General features: G+C 41.8%; 15 protein-coding genes and 1 tRNA gene. 10 read left to right on the top strand and 6 right to left on the bottom strand.

From position 1 onward, the window contains the following. The 5 genes from BIZ39_RS12130 to BIZ39_RS12150 form a co-directional block, all read left to right on the top strand. Positions 1-517, top strand: a 517-nt coding sequence (locus tag BIZ39_RS12130) for a hypothetical protein (RefSeq protein WP_187447085.1), incomplete at its 5' end; no start/stop codon positions are given. 170 nt (positions 518-687) lie between these two features. After that, the gene (locus tag BIZ39_RS12135) at positions 688-1,581 is read left to right on the top strand and encodes a tyrosine-type recombinase/integrase (protein ID WP_187447086.1); all 894 of its coding nucleotides are present in this window, start codon (positions 688-690) and stop codon (positions 1,579-1,581) included. A gap of 12 nt (positions 1,582-1,593) precedes the next feature. Next, complete coding sequence (locus tag BIZ39_RS12140) at positions 1,594-3,624, top strand: AAA family ATPase (protein WP_187447087.1); 2,031 nt, start codon at positions 1,594-1,596, stop codon at positions 3,622-3,624. Between the two features lie 18 nt (positions 3,625-3,642). After that, positions 3,643-4,110: a DUF6641 family protein gene (locus BIZ39_RS12145; RefSeq protein ID WP_187447088.1), complete on the top strand. Its 468-nt coding sequence runs from the start codon at positions 3,643-3,645 to the stop codon at positions 4,108-4,110. 264 nt (positions 4,111-4,374) lie between these two features. Continuing rightward, positions 4,375-4,782 (top strand): DUF2787 family protein, encoded by a 408-nt coding sequence (locus tag BIZ39_RS12150; protein WP_187447089.1) that lies wholly within the window; start codon positions 4,375-4,377, stop codon positions 4,780-4,782. A gap of 125 nt (positions 4,783-4,907) precedes the next feature. Here BIZ39_RS12150 and BIZ39_RS12155 read toward each other — a convergent pair whose 3' ends face one another. The 6 genes from BIZ39_RS12155 to mutY all read right to left on the bottom strand — a co-directional run bounded on the left by BIZ39_RS12155 (position 4,908) and on the right by mutY (position 10,849). After that, a complete protein-coding gene (locus BIZ39_RS12155; protein WP_187447090.1) occupies positions 4,908-5,870 on the bottom strand; it encodes a hypothetical protein in 963 nt (320 codons plus the stop codon). Further along, entirely contained in the window at positions 5,863-7,650 is a 1,788-nt protein-coding gene (locus BIZ39_RS12160; protein WP_187447091.1) for a hypothetical protein, read from the bottom strand. The genes BIZ39_RS12155 and BIZ39_RS12160 overlap by 8 nt, the downstream gene beginning before the upstream one ends. A 9-nt stretch (positions 7,651-7,659) precedes the next feature. Then, positions 7,660-8,883 (bottom strand): metallophosphoesterase family protein, encoded by a 1,224-nt coding sequence (locus BIZ39_RS12165; RefSeq protein ID WP_187447092.1) that lies wholly within the window; start codon positions 8,881-8,883, stop codon positions 7,660-7,662. 171 nt (positions 8,884-9,054) lie between these two features. Then, a tRNA-Phe gene (locus BIZ39_RS12170) sits at positions 9,055-9,130 on the bottom strand. Between the two features lie 319 nt (positions 9,131-9,449). Next, positions 9,450-9,722: an oxidative damage protection protein gene (locus tag BIZ39_RS12175; RefSeq protein WP_014947929.1), complete on the bottom strand. Its 273-nt coding sequence runs from the start codon at positions 9,720-9,722 to the stop codon at positions 9,450-9,452. Positions 9,723-9,781: 59 nt separating this feature from the next. Continuing rightward, positions 9,782-10,849, bottom strand: coding sequence for an A/G-specific adenine glycosylase (gene mutY, locus BIZ39_RS12180; protein WP_187447093.1), 1,068 nt, complete (start codon positions 10,847-10,849; stop codon positions 9,782-9,784). Positions 10,850-10,962: 113 nt separating this feature from the next. Here mutY and BIZ39_RS12185 point away from each other — a divergent pair, with 113 nt between their 5' ends. The 5 genes from BIZ39_RS12185 (at position 10,963) to BIZ39_RS12205 (ending at position 16,888) form a co-directional block, all read left to right on the top strand. Then, complete coding sequence (locus BIZ39_RS12185; RefSeq protein ID WP_187447094.1) at positions 10,963-11,667, top strand: alpha/beta fold hydrolase; 705 nt, start codon at positions 10,963-10,965, stop codon at positions 11,665-11,667. A 91-nt stretch (positions 11,668-11,758) separates the two neighbouring features. Then, positions 11,759-12,478: a tRNA (guanosine(46)-N7)-methyltransferase TrmB gene (trmB, locus tag BIZ39_RS12190; protein ID WP_014978023.1), complete on the top strand. Its 720-nt coding sequence runs from the start codon at positions 11,759-11,761 to the stop codon at positions 12,476-12,478. After that, positions 12,478-13,560, top strand: a complete 1,083-nt coding sequence (locus BIZ39_RS12195) for a methyltransferase (RefSeq protein ID WP_187447095.1) — start codon at positions 12,478-12,480, stop codon at positions 13,558-13,560. The genes trmB and BIZ39_RS12195 overlap by 1 nt, the downstream gene beginning before the upstream one ends. A 149-nt stretch (positions 13,561-13,709) precedes the next feature. Next, on the top strand, positions 13,710-15,134 hold the full coding sequence (glgA, locus tag BIZ39_RS12200) for a glycogen synthase GlgA (protein WP_187447096.1): 1,425 nt from the start codon (positions 13,710-13,712) through the stop codon (positions 15,132-15,134). 107 nt (positions 15,135-15,241) lie between these two features. Next, the gene (locus BIZ39_RS12205) at positions 15,242-16,888 is read left to right on the top strand and encodes a sensor histidine kinase (RefSeq protein ID WP_187447097.1); all 1,647 of its coding nucleotides are present in this window, start codon (positions 15,242-15,244) and stop codon (positions 16,886-16,888) included. Positions 16,889-16,919 lie beyond the last annotated feature (31 nt).

Here is a 16,919-nt window from a genome sequence, read left to right on the forward strand (position 1 = left end):
AGATAAAAACGTTTGGAAAAAGTGGAAAAGCCACATTAGAAACAGAAAATATAGTAAGAGAAACAAACAGCAAAGAATTAACAATGAAACATTTGAAGAAATAAATGAAATCGCACAAAAACGTTCCATCTCAAAAAAAGACTTATTAAACAATATAAACAAAAAATACTATCTAATCGACAGGCGAGAAAAACAATATTTAAATGGTTTAGAAAGCTTAACACATTCTGAGAGAATATTGTTCAAATCGATTTGCAAAAAATTAATGCTCGGTATAAATAGAGGTAAGAAAATTAACTTAGTGGCGATAACAATGTATGCTAGAGGTGATATACCAATACACGGAAATGTTTATCAGTTCGGCTCTCTTACCCACAAACTCGAGACTACCGTCAAATACACAGCAGAGCCTTTTAAAAAAGTTCTACAAAAGGGTTCCATAATTTACCTAGTTGAGCCTTTACCTCGAAGGATTTTAAGACTTCTCGTATTGCTTCGTCAAAGGTACTTTAACTAAAAAACCACTACTTTCATGCCGAATATACCCGATATAGCGAAATAATAATTATTATTTTGCCGGGACAAAACAGCCATATAAATCACTAATATCGCCTGATATTATCTTTTTCGCTTTCTAAGCACTTCCATTCAAATTCAATACTTTTAACTACAACTTCGGAGCATCTTATGAATGCAGCTTGCCCCTACGCGCTGTATTTAGGTCGACTTGCGCCTAATAGTCAGCGCTCTATTGCTTCACAACTAAATAGCATCGCAGACATGATGGGTTGGACTGATGAAGAGCGAACAGATAAATATCATCATATCGACTTTCAACAAGCGACCTATATTAAAACGAAACTTATTACTCAGGGATGGTCAGCTAGATCTATCAACAGAGCAATGATAGCAATCAGAAGTATCGTAAAAATAGCTGTACTGTCTGAGCTCGTTCCAGAAATGCAGTCGATTCAACTTCGGGCTATTAGCAAAGTGAATCACGGCAAACATAATGGAAAGCCTCTCTCAACTGAGCAGGTCAGAAAACTACTGATAAAGTTACAACGCGATACATCTGTTCTTGGTATTCGAAACTACGCGTTAATCTCAACACTTTTAGGCACAGGGTTACGACGAAGTGAACTAGTAGCACTCTTGGTAGAAGACTTTATCGAAGGTACTGCTCTGATCGTCAAAAAAGGAAAAGGTAACAAGAGCCGAACTGTTCATCTGCCAGCATGGACGCAACTTGCGCTGAATCAATGGCTAGCACTTCGAAGTAAAAGCAACGGCCACTTGTTTGTTCGTGTCGCAAAAGGTGGAAGTATTAAACACAACACCGCGTTGTCATCGTGCTCTATCTATTCACTCACTAAAAAGTCGCTAGCATCAATTGGCGTAGAAGGAGTCTCGCCGCATGACCTTCGACGAACGTTTATCACGCGATTACTTGAACAAAATGTAGATATAAACACTGTGCGCCAAATGGCAGGACATGAGGATATCAGTACAACCATCATGTACGACAAGCGAAATGAAAAAGTGATGCAAGAAGCTGCATCTCTACTTTCCTATCAATAATGGGGCGCTAGCATGTCTTATAAAGTACTCAATAAGTCGAGTGAGCTTAATTACCTTGCATGTGAATGGGGCAAGCGATTACTCAACTATCTGCCTTCAATCGATACCGATATACTCAGTAAAAGTCTTGCCAGTAATTTGCGTGGTAGCAAGGTAGCTACACAATCGTTTTTCATAGGTAGAAGCAAAAACGTCAATTACAAAGCTTGCCTCACTATTACTGATACTCAGCCTCAGGTAACGAAAACCTTTTTAGCAAATTGTCGCTATATCAGAACCGTGATGGACTTGCCTAAGCAAACCGAGTTACTGATTCAGTTCGCCTTACTCTCGCAGGTTAACAAGTGGATTAGAGCGCTTTCCTCGGAGGTGCACATGCAAACAAGCCACCTTTCGTTAAACGAAATCCTCAAAGACATTTCAGGCATCAGTGACGAACTATTTTCTCACGCAACTGCACAGCTAAATCATTATGGTTTTCTGCCTGATACAGACTTTTTGTCCTTCGAGTATGGTGCAATGCCAAAAGCACTTGTTCGAACGTTGTTAAGTGAAACAATTACCTCAAGGGAAACACTTATAGCACCGTTGCTGCATCCTTCGCCCGATGCAAGCTTCACGTTAGATGATTTTCCTCACGTGAATACTGCGCTTTTGTCGCAATATCTCACTGCTGCTAGTAAGTCTAGACAGTCTGGAGCAAGCATTTTGCTCTATGGAGCTTCAGGAACAGGTAAAACAGAGTTATCGAGGACACTTGCCAAATACTGCGATAGAACACTTTACGAAATTCGCTCTACTGCACTTGCTAGCAATTTCTCTGAAGATGAGTTCAATAGCCGCTTTCCCAACAAAGAAAGGCTTCGTTATTTAGCGTTACTTCAATCATTGCTGACGCATAAGACAGACGCTATGTTGCTGGTAGATGAATGCGAGAGTTTATTCGATTGTGCTGACAGCCAATACAGTAAAGAACATCTACAGCGATTCATTGAGCAAAACGAAATTCCCTGTATTTGGATTACAAATCATATCCAATATCTTGAGCCAAGCTTTATCAGGCGATTCAAGCTCGTATTAGATGTTCCTACGTTGAGACCAGAAGAAATCGAACAGATAACGCGGCCTTACTATCACGGCTTAAGTGTTTCTTCATCTGCACGAAAAATGATTAGTCAAACAGAGAACATTACGCCAGCAATTGTTGCTAACGCAACACATGTCGCTCACGCTGTAAGCGCTAAACGTGCTCGCGCAGAAGCTGTAATCGGTCAAGTTGTCGAAGCGTCACTTAGAGCGACGGAGCAATGGCAAAATAAACTTGAGTACAAAAGTGAGCTACCTTTCGATACGAGCTACTTAAATATTAAGCAGTCAAAGGAGTATCTCAACGAAATAGCGTTTGCACTTAAGCACAACCAGCCAGCGAGAACATTAATTTCAGGTCCTCCAGGAACAGGCAAAACTGCTTTCGCGCACTATTTGACAGAGCTACATGGTAGGAAACTGCTACGTGTTAAATGCTCTGATATTTTAAGTAAATGGGTGGGAGAAAGTGAGCAAAAGGTGGCTGAACTATTTCAACGCGCTCATGATGAAGAGCAAGTCATCTTGCTTGATGAAGTGGATAGCTTACTAAGCTCACGCGAAGCGCTCACCGCTCATCACGAACATCAGCTTGTTAATGAGTTCTTAACGCAAATAGAGTGTTTCACACAGCCTTTATTCGCTGCTACTAACTTTTCCGACAAGCTTGATAAAGCCGTGTTACGTCGGTTCGATTTCAAACTAGACTGCCAATACCTTACATCTACTCAAGTAGTAGAGTTGTACAAAAAACTCACTAAAGTTAGAACGCTCAAGGAAGCTGAGACACAAAAGCTATCTTCACTGCGCAACCTTACACCCGGTGATTTCGCTCTATTGGCTCGTCGAAAGAAGTTTCAACCCAAAATTCAAATTCGTGACTTTGCCATCAACCTGTTGGCAGACGAAAACCTGCGTAAGCAGAAACGCACCTCAATGGGCTTTATCCGCCCTTAACATTCAAAGGTAAACATTATGACTACATCTGTATTGAGTTCGCTCAAGGTTATCGCTCGTCCTGAAATTAAGCAAAAGCCACCGGTATTGAACAAGCGCATGAAGCTAATCAACCGACTCGAACAGCAAAAAAAGCTCGCCACTTGTATGCTTGAAGGCACACCATTCGTGGCATACAAAGAAAAAACAGTCAAAGATCCAGAAACAGAAGAGCGGATTAAAAAGCGTTGGCAGGCTACTGTTCGTCCTTGGTACTACAACACCGATAACCATTATTTCCTTGAAGTAAAAGTGGGCATAAGAGCGATAGAGTTACAAAAGGGAAAACCAGCCATAGATGTTGGCGATAAAGAAAAGCTCCCCGAGGTCATCGACATCTTGATAAGCGCGGTAGAAAAAGGAGAGCTTGATGAGTTCTTAATATCGCCGCCAAAGACTGAAACCAAGGGGAAAACTCCAGCCAACGCAAAGTTAGCAAAATCGTAGTTAGCCCCCTGCTCTACTCATCAGTTATCGTCCTTAGCGCTTGATTGCGCGAACAACGATAGCGAACCAAGAATCGAGTGCTGTCTATTTTATAAAAGTAAGTCGCACTAGCGTTTCAGAAACATAACGAATAACGCTACTGAAAGCGACGTAGAAGACACCGCTAACTGTTAGTCAGTTACTTTGCTTAGCTGCTTGAAAGCATCGTACAGACGCGCTAGGCAGCGCTCACATTCATAGATTTCAATTAGAAGAGTTTTTATCATGCATATTCATTATGAGGGACTCGCTTTGCCTGTCTCAAAGCGATTTGCAAAAGCACTGGTCGATTTACTTGTGCAGCATCGCATGTCACAGCAAAGCGTGACAATTAACTTCAGAGATCCTAACTATTCAGCTGAAAGTGGTGGTTTTCACCCTGTAGAGATTCGCTTGGAGAAACGCAACAACGCATGGCACTTTTGCTATGTCACCGATTTTACCCATATAGGAAACAGCCTCTATGCAGAGCTAGCAAAAGACCTCGACTTTGATTTCGATGCAGGTGTTTTTCAAAACCTGTTCGGTGTGTTTCCTATTGAGCAAGCAACCGATACGTATCAAATATGGGAAGGTAACTTCTTGCATTACTGGCTGGAATTAGATGTTTTCTCGATATCGGTATCCGAGTAGCTACAAAACATAAAAGTGTAAACACATTGGGAAAGCTGACAAACCAAAGGAGGTAATCATGTCGAGATGCTTTTCCAATCATAGTTTAAACGATAAGTCAGAAGGTATCATTTAAAAGGTAACTACTAAGCGAAGCTCAATCGAGTCAAAACTAATTCACCGATCCCTTGAACCAATCGAGGTTTTGAATCTATAGCCTTACAATGCAGACATGTAACATTATTATGGAAATTTGCAGTCAATATGGAAGCTAAAATATGAGGCTTCGGACCAAATAATCCTATCGAAATATTACATTCGCTTTTAAGTGGTGAAATTATCTGATTTAAATAATCAAAACAGATTGTAACGTTAGTCAACGGTAAACCCAGAACCTTCCTTTTACCTCCTAATTGGGAGTCGATAAACTCAGAATTGTACGCTAGTACAGCTTCTGCATACCCTTCTTTAGCACTTGGAGAAGCAAAAACCCCATAGCTCTCATCCGGATTCACTGTGTTAAAAACAACCTGAGGCCCGACAGAGTCAAAACCAAGTAGAAATATACCTGCCTTTTTGGTGTATGTAAGCGGCGCGCCTTCACAGCCCTGAAGAACTAAAGGAGGGGAAAAATTAGAATGTTGCTTTATCTCTGGATACTCACCGATTGAATAAGAAAAATCTATATTAACCGATATCTTTTTTATTCTCTGAATGAACCTTATAAAAAAAAATACACATACAGAAAGCAGCGATTTAGTCATCGATGAATAATCGATCAATATATTCAACTCATCTTTGATTTCCATATTATCGTCATTAAACCAAGAATTAAGCTTCTGGAACTGACCTCGCACGTCCATAGTTGATGTATTAAAAATATCACTTTCTGTATAACAATTGATAAAAAAACTATCTATAGACTTTCTATGTGGGAGTTCAGAAAGCTCCTTGTAACTAAAGACAATCGATTTCCTTAACCTTTTTCGATCTAATATTTCCGAAAGAAACGTACAACGGGGTTCATATCCACAACAAAAGATACCCAGATCATATTCTTTACTAAGCATGTCTTTTCTAGATATATCTAAAACATCAAACTTACTCATTAAACATTTCCAATTGGTTGGAACCAGAACTATCTACATTTCTAATAGAACTGCTAGATATTCGTCTCAATATTGTACTGAGCTTCAATACGCCCCCGCGTCTTGGGGGCAGGAAGAATTGAGGGCAAATGCTTCCAGAAAAGTGAAACCGTCCCGACATTACAGGCATATTATCATCACCGTCGGCTGTCGTTATGTGTGGAACTAACAAACCTAGATCAACAGCAATTCTTACGGATTCCCACATACTTTTATCATCAAGGTCAAAATCAAAAGACAAGTTAATCTCAGTTCCTATTTTTTCGTTGTGAAGCGCGCCTTTAAAATAGTTGCCGACTTGAGTTAGAAAATTCGCGGCCTTTAGTCCATTCTCTTCTGCTCGAATTGAGTCAATTTCGGAAATAGAGAAACTTTTGATGATCCGCCCTTGTTTTCCTTTTTCAATCGGACTAAAACCTATTCCAGGATTTAATGAAGTAATGAACCTGTTAAATAGATTGATTAGCTTTCTAGGATTCCCATCACAACATTTCACTGCCACATCGTATCCAGAAAATATTTTTGGAGCTGCGTATCCTTGACCTGTAGTTGATTCAATATAATCTTTAATTATTAAAAATGGTCTGAGCTTTCGCTCAATTTCATCACTGAAACTTTTCCCTTTCGGATTTCTACCGTAAAGCCTTTTAGCTCTAGTTACGGTAGCTTCATTGCAATAGCGTTCTATTAACGTCATTAATTTATCGTTCGGGACAATTGTTGCTGAGTTATCAGTAAGGTCAGAATTACCTAATAACATTTTCAACGTAATACCTGAATTATATAAATTAGAGCCACTGACTTTTTTTAAAAATAATTTTTCAGCAAAATCCAAAATTATTCTATCAGCATCCTTTTGAGCCTTATCAATTGTCCCCAAACGATCTAAATACAAATAATCAAAATCATGCTTTGGGTTCAAATTTTCATCAAGATTAGTTTTCAAGGTCTTATGCTTATAAGGCATTGTCGTTATTTTGAAAACCACTTCGGTATAAGTCCGTAACTGGGTATTAACGATTTTCCATTGATTCTCGTTTAATACCTCGGCTTCATCTAAACATATTGCCCACGTAGTTTCGTCTGAAATATCTAGCTCACGTTTCAGAGTATCAATGCCCAATTTTAAAGGGGAAAATAAATCAGTATGAAATTTTTCACCTACCTTAAAATCGTCGTGTGTTAAATTAAAACCTAAAGCAGCTTTATTGAAGCTATAGTTTTTGTCAAATTCCAACAACGATAATGATTTATCTATACTATTAAAAGTAGTATGCTTTTCGCCCAGCCAATGTTGCCCTAGGCTTATTGAAATATTTTTTTCATGCTGTGCGCTTTCAATTGAATTTTTGGAGTAAGCACGAACACAATGCTTTGCAACATTTAAAAAACGACTACTACTAGATAAATTGACTCCCCAAATAAAGAAAAAATCTTCTAACTGACTATCAATTTGGATAGTTTTAAGCTTTGCTAAGAATTCAGGTTTGAAAGGGACAAAAGTAGCAATAAACTGCTTATTACGAATTATTTTCTTGGCTCTTTCATCCGTGTATTGAGATAACCCATCGAACGCTAGCATTTTGGCAAAAGCAGTTTTTCCAGTACCTCTGGCTCCCAGAATAATATGATTTCTTTTAGAGAAAAGTCGCTCAAATGTATTAGTCCATATGAATTCAGAAGCAAGTTGCTTTGTCGTCATATCTCTTGCGTTAGAAGATTCAAATACGTTCTTGTCCATATCTAAGCCTTAATCCTTGAGTAAAATTATTTCTGGATCGGAGTAGATAGAAAAGCCAATCTTACTCTTTAAGCGTTGCAATATTAATGTCAAGATTTGCGAGGAACAAAAGCTCAGTTCGCTATCTCTCTCTTCTAAGTCAGACCACTTTACGTAAGAGCTCTTCGTGAATTCCTGTTTAATAAGCTTTTCCAGCTTAGTTTCTAACACCGTTCGACTGTATCCACTGCCAAATTTAGATTCAAAAGGAATTGAATCTCTAGCCTGATTGTTCTCAATCCATCCGTGTTGAACAAAATGACTCCAGCTCCAAATACGTCCCTGTGGAATGCGATGTGTCAAACAATGCTGATTAATTTCAATTATATGAAAAGAATTTCCAACATCATCAAACCAACGGTCATCAAGTCGAGCAACGAAACTTCCTGAACAGAGTATATTAAGTGGGTGAAGACCATTTTTGACAAAATGGTTATATCTTGGAATATGTTTATGCCCATGTATCACAAAGTCAAAACAGTATTCGCTGGCTAGATCGAGTAACGCCTCAGCATTACTCATAATGCTATGATCTGTTTGAACGTAAGTCTTTTCTTCGTAGTTCAATGGATGATGATGAAAAAGTACTACCTTAAGTTTCTTTTCGTGCAAATCTACGACTTGGTCTAATTCAACCCTAACACTTTGAACTAGTTGAGACGTCACTTCGCCATGGTGAATAGCTACCTCATCATTGTCATTTGCAGATGAGTTAAAAGCCAAAATTGCGATATCTTCTGTTTCCCAAAATACAAAATATGGGCTTTCATGAAAGCTTCCAAATTTTGCTCTGCTCAGCATATTTTTAATCAGTTCATTAGAATTAAAATATTTATATCTGGAGTCTCGAATATCTTGCTTATTAGTTACTCCATTTTCTGCATCGGCCGCTCCTAAACTCCAGTTTGAGTCGTGATTACCAGGAACAATAAAAATGTTACTTTCCGGAACAGTTAAGGTTTCAGCAATCTCTAATATCCTTACGGTAGCTAAGTCAAATTCTGTTTTATTTGCTCGGTTTGTTATGTCACCAGCTACAAATAAATAATCGCATTTGTAGTCACATTTACCAAATTTAGATTTAAAGGAGTCCATGAAACAGTCGATGACCGAATGTTCACCTTCACTAGGATTGAAGTCCTTCGCTCTAGCATAGTCTCCGACATGAAGATCACTAATTACAGCCAATTTCATAGATCTAAAACATTTCCTTTTGTATTCAATGCATCAAGCAAAAACATGTTGTAAAGATGAAAAGCTACACCTTTACAATTTAGACCATACAGTAAAGCTTTTAAGATTAGAACTATTCTAAGATTAAACAAAAAAAACCCTGAACATTTCTGCTCAGGGCTTTCGTATAAATGGTGCCTCGACCCGGGATCGAACCAGGGACACGCGGATTTTCAATCCGCTGCTCTACCAACTGAGCTATCGAGGCACTTAAACTGTGCTATGTAAGCTTTATAAAAAACTTTACAAAACTTTGCAAGCTTTATCGAAGTGCTTACTAACTTTAAAACTATTGCTCTAAAAGCTTTCTTGGTAAATCTGATTGGAAGTGCTTGCACTTTTCAATCCGCTGCTCTACCAACTGAGCTATCGAGGCTGAAACTTGTTAGCGTTCTAGGCGTTTACTGCCTGTCCTGCTGTGGGTGCGTATTAAACGGTTTTCGCCTTCACAAGTCAACCGTTTTTCTCGCTTTTTTTGCGCTTTTATTACTGTTTGCGCATTGTTTGCTCAAAAAAGGCTTTTTTGCTTATTTTTCAGGCGGAACGTAGCCTTCAATCGTAGGCTCTACGTCGTCGAACAAGTATGCCGACATTTTTTCTTCCAAAAACTTACGGGCATTCGGCTCCATCATATTCAACTTATGTTCGTTAATTAGCATGGTTTGCTTTTTTTGCCATTCAGCCCATGCTTCTTTAGAAATGTTGTCGAAAATACGCTTACCCAGCTCACCCGGGTAAAGTTGGAAATCTAAGCCGTCAGCTTCTTTTTGAAGCTTGCGACAAAATACCGTTCTTGCCATGTTATTTCCTTTCGTTCGCTATCTGCTTAGCAATCAATATTACGTTGGGCTTAGAACGCCTAACGCATTAACTGCTGAATAATCTTGGTTGTAGGTGCCGCTAAACCAACTTCAATAGGCTCGTTCAACGAAAACCAACGAAATGCCATTTCGGCTACGCGCTTTGTTGGAGCAGAGTTTACCACGGCCACCACCGGGGTGATATCTAAATGAAAATGGCTAAAGGTATGACGGAACCCTTCAAGCGTTCGGGTTTCGTCGACACTGATACCTCGCTTGGCCAACTGCTCTATCCCCTCTTCTATTGAAGACACCTCAATAAAACCATATAGGCCACCCCACAGCCCTGTTGAAGGGCGCTGCTCTAGATATACTTGGCTATTGAACTGTGCCACCATCATAAAGGTGGATTTCTCGGGCAGCGTCTTTTTTGGTTTTTTACCCGGGTAGTCGGTTTGCGTGCCTTGGGCGTAGGCTATACAGTCGGCTTGAAGCGGGCACTCATCACACTTTGGCTTGCTTCGCGTACAGATCATCGCGCCCAAGTCCATCATCACCTGCGTATAGTTGGCACAACGTCCGCCTTCTGAATTAGTGGGCGTGTTTTTCTCGGCCACTTCCCAAAGCTGATTCTCTACCTTTTTCTGTCCCGGCCACCCGCCTATTGCATAGTATCGGGCCAACACACGCTTCACGTTGCCATCTAATATAGGAAAGCGCATATTGCGAGATAGCGAAAGTATCGCCCCAGCGGTAGAGCGCCCTATGCCGGGCAAATCCATGACTTCTTCTAGACTATAGGGAAACTCGCCGTTGTATTTTTCTACCAGCGTATTCGCAGCTTTGTGAAGATTTCTTGCTCTTGCGTAGTAGCCAAGCCCAGTCCAATGATGAAGCACGTCGTCTTGAGATGCCTTAGCCAAGTCGTGCACGGTAGGAAAAGACGCCATAAAGCGTTTGAAATAGGGAATTACCGTAGTGACTTGGGTTTGCTGAAGCATTATTTCAGACACCCACACTTTGTATGGCGTAACGTCTTGTTGCCAAGGCAAATGCTTTCGCCCGTGTTTATCAAACCATGCGAGCACTCGCTCTGCAAAGCTACCTGTATATTGTTGTTCTGTCATAATCGTCTGTATGGGCAATTACTACCGCTTGGTCGCTTTCTACCTAGCGACCATTCATTAAAAAGCGCGCTATGGTAGCATGTAACTAGCCAGTTTATTGTTAAGGAGCACACGTGTCTGTGCAGCACCCTGTTTTATTTTTTCCCGGTACGCTCTGTGACGAGCGAATATTTCTGCCTCTTTGGCGCACACTCAGTATTGCGCAACGTCGCTATGTGCCACTTCAGTGGGCAGCTTCACAAGAAGAAATGTTAGCATTAAGCGAAGATCGTATTCTCGAAAACGAAAAAGTGCACCTTGTGGGTTATTCCATGGGCGGATTTATTGCCGCGCTGGTGGCGCAGCGCAACCCTGTAAATGTAGCTTCCATAACATTGATTGGCTATAACCCAGAAGGGCTTTCAAAAGAAGAAATAGCCAAGCGTAAGCAGCTGACCACCATGCTTAAGCAAGGAAACTTCAAGCCCGACAACGATGCTTATCTTTCGCGATTTATCCACCCTTCCCGCTTAGCGGATGAAAACGTGGCTGGTGTGGTAAAATCGATGGCGCAGGATTTAGGTAAAACAACGTTACTCAACCACACGCTAGCAACCACACCACGAGAAAGTACCGTTAAAGCGCTCGCAAAGATCAACGCGTCAGTAACGTTTATTACTGCCCAGCAAGACGCCATTGCACCAGCAGAAACAATTAAGCAGCTAAAAAATGTACTACCCAAAGCGACGTTCCACACCATTAGTGACGCCGGGCATATGATAGTACTTGAGAAAACTGACGCCGTAGCGTCTATTATTGCGAAACAAATTGGCGTATAAAATTACAGCATTTTTGCCACGATAGCGTTGCATAAGCCGTGGGTAAGTGGATAATGCGCCACCATAAAATTGGGTAAGAAAGGCATTGCAAATGAGGCAATTCAAAAGTCAGGCGGAAGCAGAAGCCGCTGGAGTATACGTAAGCAAGGTAAAAAGCTTCGTGAAACGCGAAGGTAGACTTACTAAAGCACAAGAAAAAGCGCTAGAAGATCACTGGCCAACCAAGGGCATTGACTACGCTGAAGCACCGTTATCGCTGTCAGAAATTTTTGGCCGAAGCGCACCTGTCGTTGTAGAAATAGGCTTCGGTATGGGCAAGTCACTGGTTGAAATGGCCGCGAATGCCCCTGAGAAAGACTTTATCGGCATTGAAGTTCACCGTCCTGGCGTTGGCGCATGTTTAGCTGAAGCAAGCGAACAAGGCGTCGAAAACCTGCGTGTAATGGACCATGATGCGGTAGAAGTCCTTAAAAATATGATCCCAGACGGTTCGTTGTCTCGCCTACAGCTATTTTTCCCAGACCCTTGGCATAAGAAGCGTCACCACAAACGCCGTATTGTTCAGCCTGAATTTGTTGAGCTGGTTCGCACCAAGTTAGCTATTGGCGGTTGTTTTCATATGGCGACGGATTGGGAGCAATATGCTGAGCACATGTTAGACGTTATGATCAATGCCGACGGTTACACCAATACTGCAACTGACGGCGACTATGTACCTCGTCCAGACTACCGCCCAATTACCAAGTTTGAAACCCGTGGCCAAAAATTAGGTCATGGCGTTTGGGATCTAATTTTCGAGCGTACTAAGTAATGATTTTATCTCCTCAAAGCCAACTGTTAGAACGTAATATCGCGCTTTTCGACGAAGGTCAGTGGGCATTTATCAACCCTTCTGATGCGTATTTTCTGGACGGTCTTAAATCGCAAGAAGTCACGGTAATTCACCAGTATTTCGATATTTTTTCAGAGTGCGTAAGAGTCGTACCCTCGGTATCGTTTGATAGCCGAGATATTACGCGCACAGGTTTTGAGGTGACGCAAAAAGTCGGAAATCATACTCATATATTTACGCCTTTCGTTGCACTAGAGAAATCTCACACTGACGTGATGATTTTCTTACCCAAAGCAAAAACCCATTTTCAGATGCTATTGCGAATGGCCGCGAGTATGGTGGGCCAAAATGGTCGTATTCACGTGGTGGGTGAAAATAAGGGCGGTATAAAGAGTGCTGCTAAGTTGATGGACCAATACGGCCCAACCCAAAAGGTTGATTCTGCTCGCCACTGCAGTCTTATTACCGTTTTTGTTGAAGAGCCACATCTTGCCTTTGAACCGGATGCATGGCTCGATATGAATACTTATCACGTTGAGGGCACAGCTTGGCAAGTGGCCTCTATGCCTGGCGTATTCAGCTACAAAGAACTGGATGCGGGAACTGAGCTTTTACTAGAAAAACTCTCAACATCACTGAGCGGTGAAATTCTGGATTTCGCATGCGGCGCTGGCGTGATTGCCAGTTATATAATGCTTAAGTATCCGCATTTGAAGCTTCATCTTACTGATGTTAGCGCACTTGCGGTTTACTGTAGTGCACTCACCCTAGCTGACAATGGGTTATCAGCAACACTCTATGCTGCGGATGGATTGCACGGTTTTACTCAAAAAGTACAGCACATTGTCACCAACCCGCCATTTCATACTGGCATTAAAACTGACTACACCATCACTAAGCGCTTTATTTCTGACGCTAAAGCAAGCTTAAGTCGTGGCGGCACTATGCAGATGGTGGCAAACCGATTCTTACCCTACCCAGGTTTACTCGCTGAGCACTTCCAAACGGTCTATACCACAGCACAAACGTCGCAATTTTCTGTTTATCAAGCGGCTTTGTAATTAAAAAAACCATTAGCTTGTGCTAATTTAGCTTTTCTACCTGTTGCTCATGCCATTGCGTACTCCACGCAATGGCATACGGCGCTTTTTCCGTACACTATATTTAAGCATTACAAGTGCACTGCACGTTACGCTCTGGGGGATCACCTGTGAATATTGTATTTGCTATTTCAGAAGTTGAAGAATTGGTAAAAACCGGCGGCCTTGCAGACGTTGGAAAAGCACTCCCACTCGCGCTTGATACCTTGGGCGAAAGCATCACCATTGTTATGCCTTATTACCAAGTACTGGCTGAACAGTTGAACCTACCAACTGTAACCGAGCAACAAACCCTGTTTACTGAAGGTCAGGTGTACCATTTTGATATTCGCTACATGCAATGGCACGGTATTCCTATTTACTTTGTAGACTCGCCCGAATACTTTATGCGTGAAGGGCTATACGCCAACGCATTTGAAGCCTATGAAGACAATGGTGAGCGCTTTAGCTTTTTCAGTGGCGCCGTACTTCAAACGCTAAAAGCTATCGATAAAAAGCCTGACATTATTCACTGTCACGACTGGCATGCAGCCATGCTTCCGTTTTTACTTACCCATGACAAATCAGGGTATTTCGACAGCACGAAAACGGTATTCACTATCCACAATGCCGCTTTCCAAGGCGTTCATAGGCTGGAAACTATCCCGTTTCTTCGCCATCACCCTAATATTCTGGCGCAAGTTCACGGCGGTTACATAAACATGCTGCAAAGCGGCATTGAATTTGCCACGAAGGTGACAACGGTAAGCCCAAACTATGCAAGAGAGCTACTCACTGACTTGGGTAGTCATGGCCTTCATGAACGCCTGGTAAGCCGTCAAGCCGATTTAAGTGGCATTCTGAACGGATGCGACTACACCCAGTGGAACCCAGAGACAGATACATTCCTACCTGAGAACTACAGTGTAGATAATCTTCACCCGAAAACATCATGTAAGCGAGCATTACAAGAAAAGTCAGGATTACCTGAGAATGGCAATGTTCCTCTTATTGGAATGGTATGCCGCCTTACAGAACAAAAAGGCTTTGGCTACATACTGCCCATCTTGGACGACCTGATTAAGCACAATGTTCAAATGGTAATTGTGGGAACGGGCGATCCTAAAGTCTGTATGGATCTTGGCGAATTTGCTCAACAGCATCCTGACCAATTCGCGTTTATAAACGGCTTTAGTTCCGAACATGCCCACCTTGTAGAAGCCGGCGCTGATTTTTTTCTAATGCCTTCTCAGTTTGAGCCGTGCGGATTGAACCAGATGTACAGCTTAGCTTATGGAACCATCCCTATCGTGCGTTCGGTGGGCGGACTCAAAGACACGGTTATCGATTACAGTAATGATAGCGATGGGACGGGTTTTGTGTTTGACGACCCTACGCCGCACGCCTTGCTATCGTGTATTCGCCGAGCACTGCTAGCGTTCTACGAAGACGCTGGCAAGTTCAGAGCAATGCAGCAACGGGGTATGCGAACGCGATTCACTTGGGAAGCGGCTGCAAAAAATTACCAGCAACTTTACCTTTCAACCCTCAACTAGCGGGCGCTGCTTACATTAATTATTGTTTATAGGCATCTTCCTTTTTGCGCATTTTTGCGCCACTATTGATGTATGTAAGACGTGGATGGACAATACGCAAAACGGATATGACGGATAAAGTAGTCAAGCTTACTATAAAAAGCCTTTTCATTTGGGTGGTAATGTCAATTGCTACCTTTTCGCTTGCAGTGTTATCCAGTCTTGCCGTCTACACGCAAATTAAAACCTACCGTCATGAACTTGAGTCTAACGCACTCATGTTAGCCAAGTTGGTCGCAAGCAGTTCAGCTATGTATCTTTATGACGAAACGCCAGAGCGCATTGAACTTGCCCTAAGTAACCTTGCTGCCGCCGACCATGTATTAAATGCCCACGTTTACAAAGCACAAAGCGGTAACGTAGAGCCCCAGATTTTCGCCTCTTATAACAAGGAAGGCCAGTTATTGTTAGGAGGCAAGGAAAATCAACTGGCGTCCATGTTTATGACACCTCAATTGGCCGACAATGGGCAATACCTTGAATTAAGTGCAAAAGTCTTCGACACAGAGACGAACATTCAGTTGGGCTGGATATATTTACGAATTTCCTCAGAGAATTTTAACCAGCTTGTTGGAAAGTCGATTTGGCTTAATTTAGCAGTAGCCTTGGCGCTATTGGCTATTAGCTTTTACTTTGCAGTGCGTATGCAGCGTATTGTAACTGGCCCCGTTGAAGACATTGCTAACTTCTTGCAGCGTACTTCACGACAACGTGATTATTCAGCCCGTGCCAGCGGCTCCACCATTAGAGAACTCGATATCTTGGCTGACGCCGTGAATGTGATGCTATTTCGCATGCAAGAGTATATGCAAAAGCAACGACAGGCGGAGGAGCAACATAGAAAGCTCAATGCCAGCCTAGAAGATATGGTAAGTCACCGAACCACCGCCCTTAAGGATGCAAACCAGGAACTTATTCAAACGTTAGAAAAGCTACATCAGTTCCAGCGTCAAATTGTACAGAATGAAAAGATGGCCTCGCTCGGAGATATGGTTGCGGGCGTTGCGCACGAGGTAAATACTCCGATAGGTTTAGGTGTTACTGCGTCGACAATGATGTTAGACAGATTAGCGGTTATCCAAAAAGACTTCGAAAATAAAACGCTCAAAGCCAGTGCAATGAAGCGCTTTTTGGATGAGAGTAATGAAAACCTGAATATTATTTACCGAAATTTGAACAGAGCTGCCGAGCTTATTAGCAGTTTTAAGCAGGTTGCTGTCGATCAAACCTCAGAATCTAGTCGAAGTTTTTGCGTTGTGCAGCTAGTTAATGAGATACTACTGTCATTGCAGCCTCGACTCAAAAAATTAAAACACAACATCAACGTAGAATGCGACCCTACCCTTAGCGTTGAAACGAAGGCTGGCCCAATAAATCAAATCTTGATTAATTTAATCATGAATTCGGTTATTCATGGGTTTGAAACCATGGATGAAGGCACAATTGATATACGTGCCGAATTGGTGAGTAACAATAAGCTCAAGCTTGTTTATACCGACAACGGAAAAGGCATTTCCCCAGAGATTCGCAAACGGATATTTGATCCCTTTGTCACCACGAAGCGTGGGCAAGGTGGTTCCGGATTGGGAATGCACTTGGTATACAACTTAGTAACGCAAGCCCTTAATGGTTCAATATCGATCACCAGTGAGGAAGGCAACGGCGTAGAATTTGTAATTATCTTCCCCGTTGTTAATGCGAAAACGTCAGAATAGTTGTATAAAGTATGAACTTTTCTTGATTTTT

This window comes from Alteromonas sp. BZK5, from assembly GCF_014349115.1.
Classification (GTDB): Bacteria; Pseudomonadota; Gammaproteobacteria; order Enterobacterales; family Alteromonadaceae; genus Alteromonas; species Alteromonas macleodii.